Genomic DNA, 13,437 nt, shown 5'->3' on the forward strand with positions numbered 1-13,437 from the left:
GTGTCTTATCCCAGTTTCACGTTGTCGATGCCGACAATCTTGTCATAGGCCCAGTAGAGCGCGAGGACGACGACCAGCAGAATACTGCCAAGTGCCGCAGCAAGACCCCAGTTGAGCGATTGCGAGATGTGGAAGGCAATCCGGTTGGAGATGAAGACACCCTTGGTGCCGCCAACCAGCTCCGGCGTGATGTAGTAGCCAATCGCCAGAATGAAGACGAGGATCGACCCCGCGCCGATACCCGGCACCGACTGCGGGAAATAGACCCGCCAGAAGGCTGTCCAATTGGTCGCGCCCAGAGATTTGGCCGCGCGCAGATAGGAGGGGTTGATCGTTTGCATCACAGAATACATCGGCAGGATCATGAACGGCAGCAGGATGTGGGTCATCGCCACAATCGTGCCGAACTGGTTGTTGATCATCACCAGACGTGCGTCATCTGCAACCAGTCCCAACCAGACCAGCGTATCGTTGATAACACCTTGTTGCTGCAACATGACTTTCCAGGCGGAGGTCCGCACCAGCAGCGATGTCCAGAACGGCAGCAGCACCAGGATCATCAGCAGGTTTGCAGTACGCGACGGCAAATTCGCCAGGATCCAGGCCACTGGGTAGCCCAGGATAATACAGCTCACAGTGATCGCCAGCGACATGATCAGGGTGCGCAGGAACAGCGTGCCATAGATACGTTCGTTTTCCGGTCGCAGTTCAGCGCCTTCGGCACCTTTCTGGAAATCGGCAGCATTCAGGAAGTACCCGTTGGTATAGGCGCCGGAATAGGTCTGAATGGTGCGCCAGACTTCGGGATCGGCCCAATCTTCGTCGATTTTGAGGAACTGCTCCTTGAACGGGCCATCCTCAGCCAGATCCCAGCGCTTGACCTTGCGCCCAGCCTTGCGGAACAGCGAGGAGATACCCGGGTTTTCGTAGTTCAGACGCGAACCGACACGGGTATGAGTTTTTTCCTGCGCGGCCACCTGAAGGTCAGCAGCCAGCGCCGCGAATATAGCCTCATCCGGCGTCTCGCCCGAATTTGCATCCCAGTCCTGGAGCGCAACCACGGTCTTGGGCAAGGTATCAGAGACGATCTTATTCTCAACCGAGCGGAACAACATGTCGGCAATCGGGAGAATGAAAGTCAGAAGAACAAACAGCAGAAGCGGCGCGATCAACATCAGGGCGCGGATTTTCTGCATCCGGAGAGCTCGGGCCAGGCTACGCTTTAGCGGCGTGCCATCGGCGGCCAGGACCGGTCCGGTGTGGGTGGTATCGCTCATGGGTAGGAGCCCCCGTCGGAATTTTTTGTTGGTGGAGAAAGGGCCGTGCGATAGGCACACAGCCCTTTCCCGATGATGTCAGTGTCTGTTCAAAAACAGATTACTTGGCCAGCCAAGCCTGGAATTTTGCGTCCAGATCATCGCGGTTATCGGCCCACCATTCGTAGTCATAGACATGCACGTTGCCGGCATTTGCCGGATCGGTCGGCATGTGCGGCGCCATATCGATACCCAGAACGGCGTGCTTACCAACCAGCGGTGCCGACGATGCACGAGCCGGACCATAGGAGATGAATTTCGCCTGATCGGCCAGACGCTGGGTGTCGGTGGCGAACTTCAGGAAGTCCATCACGCGAGCCTTGCGATCTTCGGGCAGGTCAGCAGGCACGATCCAACCGTCGAGGTCAAAGGACTGCATGTCCCACAGCATGTCGATTGGCTGGTTCTGCTCGGCGATTGCGGAGAACAGACGACCGTTAAAGGTCGAGCCCATCACAACTTCACCGTCGGCCAGCAGCTGGGGCGTTTCTGCACCAGCAGTCCACCAGACAACCTGATCCTTGATGCTGTCCAGCTTAGCCAGCGCGCGCTCCACACCCTCATCGGTGCTCAGCACATCATAAATCTCGTCCTTGGCAACGCCATCGCAATACAGAGCCCATTCAACGTTGTCGATCGGACGCTTCTGCAGGGCGCGCTTGCCCGGATATTTTGCAGTGTCAAAGATATCGCAGATGGAGGACGGCGGGGTGTCACCCACTTTGTCCATGCGGTAGCCGAAGGTGGTCGAATACACGATCTGCGGTACGAAGCAGTCGCTGACGATCAGCTCGCCGAAGTCTTCGCTTGCGGGGGTGCCATCGGGCGCCGTAGCCAGCACTTCGTCGTGATCCAGCTCAGCGGCCAGACCTTCGTCGCACATACGCATGGCGTCGGAGGCAACCACATCGACCAGATCCCAGGTCACATTGCCCGCTTCGGTCATCGCGCGCATTTTTGCGGTCGCTTCAGCCGAGCTTTCGTCCCAGATCACTTTCAGATCAGGGTGCATCTCCTGATAGGGTTCGACATATGCCTTCAGCTGGCTTTCCTGATAGGCGCCGCCCCAGGACACGATGGTCATTTCGTTGGCCATATCGGCAGCCATTGCCATCGGCGCACACAACGCCGTGGTGGCCGCCAGGGCAGTCAGTTTGGTGAGTTTCATAGACACTCTACTCCTTGTTGAAATTATTATTTGTCTTGATCGTCGTCCCCCGGTCGTTCACTGCCGGGGGTTCGGGCACGCGTGGAGGCTTAGGCGTCCAACGCGCGGCAATCTTCAGGCAGCCAGCCGATTTCGATCTGCTGACCGGGCTTCAGCCGTTCCTGATCGGGGGCGTTACGAGTTTTGATGATAAACTCATCATTGCCGGCAACCCGCAGGCGGGTGCGGAATATATCGCCCATGTAGATGAATTCCAGCACTTCCGCTTTCAGCGTATGAGCGCCTTCCTGCATCCGGTCCTTATTGTATTCGACGCGTTCGGGACGGATCGAAACACGGGTCCGCTCACCTGGCTTGGACACGTTGATCGGTTTGCAGTCGATCAACTCGCCATCGTCCAGCTGCACCAGCGCGATACCGTTGTTGACCTCTTTGACAGTGCCTTCCAGCGTGTTGTTCTCACCGATGAACTGCGCGACGAAACTGTTGGACGGTTCTTCATACAACTGATCGGGCGGCGCCAGCTGCTGGATACGGCCGTCGTTGAAGACAGCGACGCGATCCGACATGGTAAGCGCTTCGGTCTGGTCGTGCGTCACGTAAACCGTGGTGATGCCCAACTGATGTGCCAGATGGGTGATTTCGAACTGCATTTTTTCCCGCAGCTGCTTGTCCAGCGCCCCCAGTGGTTCGTCCATCAGAACAAGTTCCGGTTCAAACACCAGTGCCCGTGCCAGGGCGACCCGCTGTTGCTGACCACCGGACAATTGGGCCGGCCGACGGCCCCCGAAGGCGCCCATCTCCACCATATCAAGCGCGCGCTTCACCTTCTGCTCACGCTCAGATTTGCCCATATTGCGAACCTCCAGCGGAAAGCTGAGGTTTTCGGCAATGGTCATATGGGGGAACAGCGCATAGTTCTGAAACACCATCCCGATGCCGCGCTTGTGGGGTGGGATATTGTTGATCGAGACGCCGCCCAGTCGGATATCACCATGGGTCGCAGTCTCAAATCCTGCCAGCATCATCAGGCAGGTCGTCTTACCCGAACCGGACGGGCCCAACATTGTCAAAAATTCGCCTTTCGGCATGGTGAGGTTCAGGTCTTTGACAACGAGGTTCTCGCCATCATAGCTCTTCTGCACGCGTTCGAATTCAACGAACGCGCTCGTGTTTGACGCATCAGCCAAGTGAGGCTCCCTGGTTTGGTTCGGCAGATTGGCTCTGCACTTCTGTCGCGATGTAAGCACACCCGAGTGTCGGTGCGCAACCGGATCGTCCGGATCATCTCTGCAGTTTACCTTAGGGCCGACAGTTCAACAAACGGTACGTTTTACGACGAACCACCACTGAAAAACGACAATATTCTGCGCGGAAATCAGATAGAAAATCTATTCCCACACGCCGTGATTGATAGTGCCCGATCGTTACCGGAAACACTTCAAGAAATGAATTTGACCACCCGGCACGGATTCGCAAACGTAATAAGGGCGCCAGTACCAAGCTGGAACTGGCACCCTCTTCATTCGGTGGCAAGCCTGATGTCAGGCGCTGTGCAGCATGTCCTGATCCTGCAAGGCCGCATAGCATTCATCGAGGGACTGACGCGCCCGCGCGATGAGGGTGTCGATCTCTTCCGGCGTGATGACCAGCGGCGGCGAGATGATCATCCGGTCACCGACATGGCGCATCACCAGATTGTTGGCGAAACAACGTTCACGGCAAATATACCCGACAGTGCCACCCTCAGCAGCAAACGCCGCACGTGTCTCCTTGTTCGGGGTTAGCGCGATAGAGCCCATCATGCCGACAATCTTGGCCTCCCCCACCAGCGGATGGTCTGCCAGCGCCTCCCATTTTTTCTTGAGATAAGGCGCGGCCACATCGCGCACATGGCCAACGATGTCTTCCTCTTCCAGGATACGCAGGTTTTCGAGTGCAACAGCCGCCGCCACCGGGTGACCCGAATAGGTGTATCCGTGATTGAATTCGCCGGACCCGATCACCGACGCGATCTCATCGCTGACAATCGAGCCGCCAATCGGCGCATAGCCGGAGGACAGCCCCTTGGCGATTGTCATGATGTCGGGACGAATGCCCACAGTCTGGCTACCAAACCAATTTCCGGTCCGCCCAAACCCGCAGATCACCTCATCTGCAATCAGCAGGATCTCGTATTTGTCACAGATGCGCTGAATTTCCGGCCAATAGGTTGCGGGGGGGACAATCACACCGCCGGCACCCTGCACCGGTTCGGCAATAAACGCCGCAACGCGATCTTCGCCCAGTTCAAGAATTGCCTGCTCCAGCTCTTGCGCCCGAGCGAGACCGAAGTCTTCAGCCGACATATCGCCACCTTCGGCCCACCAGTTCGGCTGATTGATATGGTGGATATCCGGGATCGGCAGGCCGCCCTGTTCATGCATCGCCGTCATACCGCCGAGGCTGCCACTGCCAACAGAGGAACCATGGTAGCCGTTTTTGCGGCTGATAATCACCGATTTTGTCGGTTTTCCCTTCATCGCCCAGTAGTGGCGCACCATGCGGATGTTGGTGTCATTTGCCTCAGATCCTGACCCGGCAAAGAACACATGGTTCAGCCCCTCCGGCGCCAGTTCAGCGATCTTCGCTGCCAGCGCGATAGCTGGCGCATGGGTGGTCTGAAAGAAGGTGTTGTAATACGGCAGCTCACGCATCTGGCGCGCCGCGACATCGGCCAGCTCGTCACGGCCATAGCCGATATTCACACACCAAAGGCCGGCCATGGCATCCAGGATCTCATTCCCTTCGCTGTCCGTCAGCGTGACGCCACGGGCGCGGGCGATGATCCGCGCACCTTTTTCAGCCAGCTCGCCATTGGCGGTGAAAGGATGCATGTGATGGGCCGCGTCCAGCGCCTGAAGCTCGGCTGTGGGCAGGTGATTTGTAATCGCAGTCATGGGACAGACTCCTGAAAGAAGAGATTGCCCTCAGAATATGATCAAATTCCACCATGTCAATCGAATCAGCCAGCCTGTGTGAGCCCCTGTCGCACCTGATCCATCCCCTGGGCTACATCTCTCTCCATCGCCAGGGCGGCCAGATCTGCGTCCTTGCGATGTAGGGCTTCCAGAATGTCTTTATGGCGATCAGGAAAGCTCTGGGTGCCAAGCCGCCCGCAGACCACCCGCAGCGACGGGCCAAAGCGCAGCCAGAGCCGATCCGCGAGATCTGTGAGGATTGGTGCGTCGGCATGGGCATAAAGCCGCGTGTGGAATTGGTAATTCTGCACCAGATAACCCGCCACATCCCCTGCAGAGATCGCCTGGTCCAAGGCTGTGTCTATCGCCTCCAAGGCGGCGATATCCGCTGGGGATACCCGTTCTGTCGCCAATCGCGCAAGCTGACACTCAATTGTTTTTCTTGCATAAATCAGCTCACTAAGGTCGCTTTCCCGCAGCATCGGGACAGAGACGCGCCGATTGCCCTGAAACACCAGCGCCCCGTCTGAAATCAACCGCCTGATCGCCTCTCGTACAGGCGTCATGCCGGCCCCCAGCGACTCGACCAGGCCTTGGATGGTCACCGCCTGTCCCGGGGCCAGATCGCCGAACAGAATCTGCCCGCGCAGGGTCTGATAGACGGTTTCATGCGCCGGCAGTTTCGCGGTCGGCTGACTGACGGATGATGCGTCTGGTTGGCTCAGGTTCACCTTCGGAATCCCTCCTAAATTTTGGGCAGCTTGCACCAAGTTTTCCCAGGTGAAAACATAAACAGTATTGCCGAATGAGGCAAAACTTGATCAAATCCTTACCAGCCGGGCACGGAAACCGGCACGCACAGGGAGATACTCATGACACTCAAGACGATGACATTGACCGCCATCGTGGCGCTGAGCAGTGCGGCCGCCGTCGCCGAAGAAGTTCGCGTTTACAACTGGTCCGACTATATCGACGAAGACCTGCTGCAGAAATTCGAAACCGAAACCGGCATTGATCTTATTTACGACGTCTTCGACAGCAACGAACTGTTGGAAACCAAAATGCTGGCCGGCGGATCGGGCTACGACGTGGTTGTCCCAACCGGGTCTTTCCTGGCGCGACAGATCCAGGCCGGCGCGTTTCAGAAACTGGATGCGAGCAAACTGTCGAACGCAGGCAATATGTGGGATGTGATCGAGGATCGCACCGCCCGTTACGACCCCGACAACCTCTATTCAGTGAATTACATGTGGGGCACCACCGGTATCGGCGCCAACACAGCCAAGGTCGAGGAAGCGCTGGGGGCCGATGCACCGATCGACTCGCTTGAACTGGTGTTCAACCCGGAGAACATGGAAAAACTGGCCAATTGTGGCGTCTACTTCCTGGATGCGCCTGATGAGATGATCCCAGCGGCGCTGAAGTATATTGGCGAAGATCCCAACAGCATGGACCCCGATGTGGTGGCCAAGGCAGAGCCGGTGCTGATGGCGATCCGTCCTTATGTGAAGAAATTCCACAGCTCCGAATACATCAACGCCTTGGCAAACGGCGATATCTGCGTGGCCTTTGGCTGGTCTGGCGACATTCTACAGGCGCGTGACCGGGCGGATGAGGCAGACAACGGCGTCGAAATCGTCTTCAACGCCCCCAAGGAAGGCGCGTTGATGTGGTTCGACCAGATGGCAATCCCCGTGGATGCACCGAACCCAGAGGGTGCGCATAAGTTCCTGAATTTCATCATGGAAGCCGAGAATATGGCGGCGGCGTCGAACTACGTCTATTACGCCAATGGCAACAAGGCGAGCCAGGAATTCCTTGAGGAAGATGTGATCGGCGATCCCGCGATCTACCCAAGCGAAGAGACCCTGAAAAACCTCTACATCAAAGAAGCCTATCCGCCCAAGGTACAGCGCAAGGCCACCCGCATGTGGACCAAGATCAAGTCCGGGACCTGATCCGGCACTGCTGATCACGCGGGGCATCGTATGTGCCCCGCGTTTTACCTTTTGGGGACGTCGGCAGCTGTTCCGTGCCCGTTCCACAACCTGTGTCTATTACTGGGGGCTCGCGTGACCATTCCTGTTTTTGAACCCTGGAACGATCCGGAGGCCAAGCCCCTGATCCAATTCCAGAACGTCACCAAACGCTTTGGCGAGTTCACCGCCATCGATGATCTGACGCTCGGGATTTATGAGAAAGAGTTCTTTGCCCTACTTGGCCCTTCGGGCTGTGGCAAAACGACAATGATGCGGATGCTTGCCGGGTTTGAGACCCCAACCGAAGGCAAGATTTTCCTGTCAGGTCAGGACATTGCCCCGGTCCCCCCGAATAAGCGGCTGGTGAATATGATGTTCCAGTCCTACGCGCTGTTCCCGCATCTGAGCGTCTGGGACAATATCGCCTTTGGACTGAAGCGCGAGAATAAGCCCAAGCATGACATCGCCGAACGGGTGCAGGAAATGCTGCGACTGACCCGGCTTGAGAAATTCGCCCGCCGCAAACCGCACCAGATTTCCGGCGGCCAACGTCAGCGGGTTGCCTTGGCCCGGTCGCTGGCAAAAGCTCCGAAACTGCTGCTGCTGGATGAACCGCTCGGCGCGCTCGACAAAAAACTGCGCCAGGATACCCAGTTTGAACTGATGGATATTCAGGAGAAAACCGGCACCACATTTGTCATTGTCACCCATGATCAGGAAGAGGCAATGACTGTCGCTTCCCGCGTGGCGGTGATGGACAATGGCCGGATCGTGCAGGTGGCCACGCCAGACCGGATCTATGAGACTCCAAATTCTCTGTATGTTGCGGATTTCATTGGCGATGTGAACATCATCGGCGGCACAGCCACCCCCACCGGCCCCGAACAATACGCAGTGAACTGGAAAGACGGCGCCGCCCCGCTCACGGTCAAAAGTCAGGCATCCTTCTCCGATGGGCAGGACTGCCATCTGGCGATCCGCCCGGAGAAAGTCACGATCAGCGCGGAGCGCCCGGCGGAGGCTGACAACACGGTGCAGGGGCGCATTCTCGATATCGCCTACCTTGGCAATATCTCCACCTATCACGTTGAGCTGCCCTCCGGCGCGGTGATCAAGGCGCAGGCCGCCAATACCCGCCGCATTGCACGCCGCGCCTTTACCTGGGAAGACCCGGTCTGGCTGTCCTGGACAGCCACCGCCGGTGTTCTGCTGGCGAACTGATGCGCCGCTTCATCCTGATCGCTATTCCCTACGCCTGGCTATTGGCGCTGTTTCTTGTGCCCTTCGCAATCGTCTTCAAAATCTCGCTGTCGGATGCCGCCGTTGCCCGCCCGCCCTATATGCCGCAGTTCGACTGGGTCACCGGTATCGGCGCCTTCCTTGCGGATCTTGATTTTGAGAATTTCACGTGGCTGACCGAAGATGATCTCTACTGGAAAGCCTACCTCAGCTCGCTGCGCATTGCGGTCGTCTCAACAATTCTGACGTTACTGGTCGGCTATCCGATGGCCTACGGCATGGCACGCGCGCCTTCGGAATGGCGCCCGACGCTGATGATGCTGGTGATCCTGCCGTTCTGGACCAGCTTTCTGATCCGGGTCTATGCCTGGATGGGAATCCTGTCGAACGAGGGCCTTTTGAACCAATTCCTGATATGGGCCGGGCTGATTGATACACCGCTGACGATCCTGAACACCAATACAGCTGTCTATATCGGCATCGTCTACACTTATCTGCCGTTCATGATCCTGCCAATTTACTCTGCGCTGGAACGGTTGGATGGTTCGCTCATTGAGGCCGCCGAAGATCTGGGGTGCTCGCGCATGGAGGCCTTCTGGCTGGTCACTATTCCCCTGTCCCGCGCAGGTATCATCGCGGGCTGTTTCCTCGTCTTTATTCCGACCCTGGGCGAATTCGTGATCCCGTCGCTGCTGGGTGGATCTGATACACTGATGATTGGCAAAGTGCTGTGGGAAGAGTTCTTCTCTAACCGTGACTGGCCGGTGGCATCAGCGGTGGCGGTTGTGCTCCTGCTGATCCTGATCGTGCCCATCGTGCTGTTCCAGCGCAACCAGCAGAAACAACAGGAGGCGGACCAATGACCCGATTGAGCTGGTTCAACACGGTTTCGCTGACACTGGGGTTTGCGTTTCTTTATATCCCGATGGTGATCCTGATCATCTTCAGCTTCAATGAAAGCAAACTGGTCACCGTCTGGGCGGGGTTCTCCGTCAAATGGTATGGTGAATTGTTACAGAACGAGGCGTTTCTGAATGCGGCCTGGGTAACGCTGAAGGTGGCTGTGATGTCCTCGACCATCGCGACGGTTCTGGGCACCATGGCGGCCTATGTTCTGGTGCGCGGCGGGCGGTTTTTGGGCCGTACGCTGTTTTCCGGCATGATCTATGCGCCGCTGGTTATGCCAGAGGTGATCACCGGCCTGTCGCTTCTACTTCTGTTCATCGGCATCGGTCTCGATCGCGGCGTGATGACCATCGTGCTGGCACATACGACATTTTCAATGTGCTACGTCTCGGTTGTCGTGTCGTCACGGCTGGTGACCTTTGATCGATCGCTGGAAGAGGCCGCGCTGGATCTGGGCTGCTCCGCGGCTGAAGCATTCCGCCTTGTGACGTTGCCGATCATCGCACCTGCGGTCATCTCTGGCTGGCTCTTGGCCTTCACTCTGTCGCTGGACGATCTGGTGATCGCGTCATTCACCTCCGGTCCAGCCGCAACGACCCTGCCGATCAAGATTTTCTCAGCCGTGCGGCTGGGGGTTAGCCCGGAGATCAACGCGCTTTCCACGATCATGATCGCCATCGTAACCGTCGGCGTGGTCACTGCCTCGCTGGTCACCAAACGCCAGCTGGTACGCCAGCGCCGCGATGAGCAAAACGCCGAACGCAGCTAAGCATCAGTCCGCGTCCCACTCCGGGGCGCGGGCCAGCCCCAGCGCCTCAAGCTGATCCGGCCCCTCATAGCGCAACGCCTTGTCGTGCCAGAGGTCCGGGCCAGCCGCCAATTGATCATAGTAACCTTCGAACTGATGCGGCTGACCGAAATGCTGACCGCGCTGTTTTTCGACCCGCGCCTTCTCCGTGATCTCAGGCAGGAATTTGCTATGCAGAAGCACCCCGGATGGCAGCACAGCATTCGGTCCATCATAGAGCGCATTGAGCCGTCGCGGCAGCGCCGCATGGGTGGAGTTGGTGTAGGCGTAGCGGCGATCCCATTTGATCAACGGGATTTTGTTCAACGTCGGTGCCCGCTGCGGCTCAGCAGCGAAAAACACCCGGTCCCGCGTGCCGCCCTGCACCCACAGATTGCCGCGCGGTGCCTGACGCGTAATACGATAAGGGCCGGGATCAAGCCACGGCAACACAGTGCGGGGATCATCGCCTGGGGAATAACTCACCTTTCCCAGCGGCCCCTTGGGGAAAAGATCCAGCATCAGCGCGCCAAAGCCCATCCTGCCCTGACGGTCAAGCCAATGGGTCAGGCCACGCAGCCCGTGTTGCGCATCACCGCCAAACACCAGCAATTCATCTGCGTCAACGCTCAGGCACCAACGACGGTGACCATAGCGGATCTGCAGCCAGGTCGCCCAATCCAGACCAAATCGCGCATCGCGGTAGCTGGCGGTCGTGTGCCAGAGCGAGACATCGGGCTGGGCGGCAAGATATTCCGCGCCCCCGTCGTCGCTGTCGTTGTCGACAATAAGGAAGTGATCAACACCCAACTCCCGGTAAAATTGCAGGAAAAAGGGGATCCGGGTCGCCTCGTTCCGCAGCACTGTGATGGCGATCAGCGCCTTATCTGGCAGGATGGCGGTATGATCCGTCACCCTGCGAAGTTGGTGGCGTGACCGAAATGCCCGCCAGAGAAGCCGACGGCGCTGCCATCTCAATCGATAGGCCGCCGCCAGCGAAATCTCCGGCAGCGGCACAGAGCCCGGAGCCAAAGCAGGCCCCGTCACCCTAGCGCTCGTATGCGCCGGCTTTGTGCCAGCCCCAGGCATCCGCAATCATCGTCTCAAGGTCGGACCGGGTCGGCTCCCACCCCAGCAGCGTTGCCGCCCGCACAGAGCCCGAGACCAGTTTGGTGCAATCCCCGGCACGCCGCGGCCCGATGGAATGCGGCACAGATTTTCCGGTTGTCGCTTCGGCCTTGTCCATCACTTCGCGCACAGAAAACCCGGTGCCTGTCCCCAGATTGAAGACTTGGCTGCCCTTGCCGTCTTTCAGCCATTTGAGACCCAGAACATGGGCATCAACCAGATCGCAGACATGGACGTAGTCGCGTACGCAAGTCCCATCTGGCGTGTCGTAATCGGTTCCGAAAATGGTCAGCGCATCGCGTTTGCCGTCAATCGCATCCAGGACCAGCGGCACCAGGTGGGTCTCGGGGCGATGGAACTCGCCCACCTCAGCCTCCGGATCAGCACCCGCCACGTTGAAATACCGGAAAATCACCGATCGCAGCCCGTGCGACGCGCCAAAGTCACGCAGGATATCCTCGACCGCACGTTTGGACGCACCATAGGCATTCAAAGGCACCTGCGGCGTGCTTTCGTCCAGCACCACATTGTCGTGCTCACCGTAGGTGGCACAGGTGGAGGAAAAGACGAAATCGAGGCAACCGGCGGCCACTGAGGCCTCAATCAGTGTCAGCGAGCCACCTACGTTGTTGGCCCAGTAACGGCCAGGTTCACTCATGGCTTCACCCACCTGACTCAGGGCGGCGAAATGCATAACCGCGGCAGGCTGATACTTAGCAAATACTTCGTCCAGTCGCGCGCGATCGCTCAGGTCCCCCTTCTCGAAGGGGCCGAATTTCACCGCATCCTGCCAGCCCGTTACCAGATTGTCATAGGTCACAGGTGTGAACCCAGCCGCGCGCAGCGCCTTGCAAGCGTGGGAACCGATATAGCCGGCCCCACCGGTCACCAGAATATATGTCAAAGCAGCGTTTTCCTGATCAAAAGGCCGGACGTTGCTGCCCGGCCACCCAAAATTCACATCTCACCAATCTTCGCCCATCGCAGCAAAGTGGCAGGTCTTATTGCGCCGCCTTATCGACTTGGGCAATCTGATTGATATAGCACATCAGATCATCACGCAGCTCCTCGCGCGCCAGCGCGAAGGCAACCGTTGCCTGCAGGAAGCCCGCCTTGGACCCGCAATCAAATCGCTGACCACGGAACCGGTAGCCATAGACTGGAACATCAGCGGCAATGTCTTCCGCGATGGCATCAGTCAGCTGGATCTCACCGCCAGCGCCCTGCTTCTTCTTGTTGAGATTGCGCAGCACAGAAGGCGCCAGAATATAGCGGCCAATCACCGCCAGATTGGATGGCGCCTCTTCAGATTTGGGTTTTTCGACCATGCCATTCACGGACACGACCGATCCCATGTCATCGCGCACATCCAGCACGCCATAGGAGGATGTCTGCTCCGGCGGAACCTCCATGGCCGCAACCATATTGCCGCCGGTTTCTTCATAGGCTTCCACCATCTGCTTGAGGCAGGGCGTTTCCGCCGCGATCACGTCGTCTGGCAGGATCACCGCAAAGGGCTCATTCGCAATCAGGCGACGCGCACACCACACTGCATGGCCAAGGCCCAGCGCCTGATGCTGACGAATATAGGCAATCGCGCCGGAGTCCATATTGGTCGCCTTCAGGATATCCAGCAGGTCGTCCTTGCCCTTCTTGCGCAGCTCCTGTTCGAGCATGGGCGAGTGGTCGAAATAGTCCTCAAGCGCGCCTTTGCCACGCGAGGTGACAAAGATGAATTCCTTGATCCCAGCTTCACGCGCCTCATCGATGGCGTATTGGACCAGCGGACGATCCACCAGCGTCATGATTTCCTTGGGAACCGATTTGGTGGCTGGCAGGAATCGCGTTCCAAGACCGGCCACCGGAAAAATTGCCTTCGTTACTTTTCTACGCATATCGCACTCTCATTGTCTATTTCCCAAACCGTTCTGATGCGGTTCGTCAGTGGTGGCCG

The 13,437-nt window shown here is 58.0% G+C and carries 12 protein-coding genes; 4 read left to right on the plus strand and 8 right to left on the minus strand.

Annotated elements, in window-relative coordinates:
- Positions 1-5: 5 nt before the first annotated feature.
- The 5 genes from OO25_RS05895 to OO25_RS05915 all read right to left on the minus strand — a co-directional run bounded on the left by OO25_RS05895 (position 6) and on the right by OO25_RS05915 (position 6,175).
- Entirely contained in the window at positions 6-1,277 is a 1,272-nt protein-coding gene (locus OO25_RS05895) for an ABC transporter permease (RefSeq protein ID WP_040175249.1), read from the minus strand.
- Positions 1,278-1,377: 100 nt separating this feature from the next.
- The gene (locus OO25_RS05900) at positions 1,378-2,484 is read right to left on the minus strand and encodes an extracellular solute-binding protein (RefSeq protein ID WP_040175246.1); all 1,107 of its coding nucleotides are present in this window, start codon (positions 2,482-2,484) and stop codon (positions 1,378-1,380) included.
- A gap of 89 nt (positions 2,485-2,573) precedes the next feature.
- Positions 2,574-3,674 (minus strand): ABC transporter ATP-binding protein, encoded by a 1,101-nt coding sequence (locus OO25_RS05905; protein ID WP_024098818.1) that lies wholly within the window; start codon positions 3,672-3,674, stop codon positions 2,574-2,576.
- Positions 3,675-4,028: 354 nt separating this feature from the next.
- Positions 4,029-5,423, minus strand: a complete 1,395-nt coding sequence (locus OO25_RS05910; protein WP_040178919.1) for an aspartate aminotransferase family protein — start codon at positions 5,421-5,423, stop codon at positions 4,029-4,031.
- 65 nt (positions 5,424-5,488) lie between these two features.
- A complete protein-coding gene (locus OO25_RS05915; RefSeq protein ID WP_175304803.1) occupies positions 5,489-6,175 on the minus strand; it encodes a GntR family transcriptional regulator in 687 nt (228 codons plus the stop codon).
- Between the two features lie 141 nt (positions 6,176-6,316).
- Between OO25_RS05915 and OO25_RS05920 the strand changes: the two genes are divergently transcribed.
- From OO25_RS05920 to OO25_RS05935, 4 genes are all read left to right on the plus strand, one after another.
- The gene (locus OO25_RS05920) at positions 6,317-7,402 is read left to right on the plus strand and encodes a polyamine ABC transporter substrate-binding protein (RefSeq protein WP_040178923.1); all 1,086 of its coding nucleotides are present in this window, start codon (positions 6,317-6,319) and stop codon (positions 7,400-7,402) included.
- 114 nt (positions 7,403-7,516) lie between these two features.
- Positions 7,517-8,644, plus strand: coding sequence for an ABC transporter ATP-binding protein (locus tag OO25_RS05925; RefSeq protein ID WP_040175237.1), 1,128 nt, complete (start codon positions 7,517-7,519; stop codon positions 8,642-8,644).
- Complete coding sequence (locus OO25_RS05930) at positions 8,644-9,525, plus strand: ABC transporter permease subunit (RefSeq protein ID WP_040178925.1); 882 nt, start codon at positions 8,644-8,646, stop codon at positions 9,523-9,525. Before OO25_RS05925 ends, OO25_RS05930 begins: the two co-directional genes overlap by 1 nt.
- A complete protein-coding gene (locus OO25_RS05935; RefSeq protein ID WP_014876330.1) occupies positions 9,522-10,337 on the plus strand; it encodes an ABC transporter permease in 816 nt (271 codons plus the stop codon). Before OO25_RS05930 ends, OO25_RS05935 begins: the two co-directional genes overlap by 4 nt.
- 3 nt (positions 10,338-10,340) lie before the next feature.
- Here the strand turns inward: OO25_RS05935 and OO25_RS05940 are convergent, their stop codons facing one another.
- From OO25_RS05940 to galU, 3 genes are all read right to left on the minus strand, one after another.
- Positions 10,341-11,402: a glycosyltransferase family 2 protein gene (locus tag OO25_RS05940; protein ID WP_040178927.1), complete on the minus strand. Its 1,062-nt coding sequence runs from the start codon at positions 11,400-11,402 to the stop codon at positions 10,341-10,343.
- A gap of 1 nt (position 11,403) precedes the next feature.
- Positions 11,404-12,387 (minus strand): UDP-glucose 4-epimerase GalE, encoded by a 984-nt coding sequence (galE, locus tag OO25_RS05945; RefSeq protein WP_040179181.1) that lies wholly within the window; start codon positions 12,385-12,387, stop codon positions 11,404-11,406.
- 97 nt (positions 12,388-12,484) lie between these two features.
- Positions 12,485-13,378 (minus strand): UTP--glucose-1-phosphate uridylyltransferase GalU, encoded by an 894-nt coding sequence (gene galU / locus OO25_RS05950; RefSeq protein ID WP_040175230.1) that lies wholly within the window; start codon positions 13,376-13,378, stop codon positions 12,485-12,487.
- Positions 13,379-13,437 lie beyond the last annotated feature (59 nt).

This window comes from Phaeobacter sp. S60, assembly GCF_000826845.1.
GTDB classification, from domain to species: domain Bacteria; phylum Pseudomonadota; class Alphaproteobacteria; order Rhodobacterales; family Rhodobacteraceae; genus Phaeobacter; species Phaeobacter piscinae.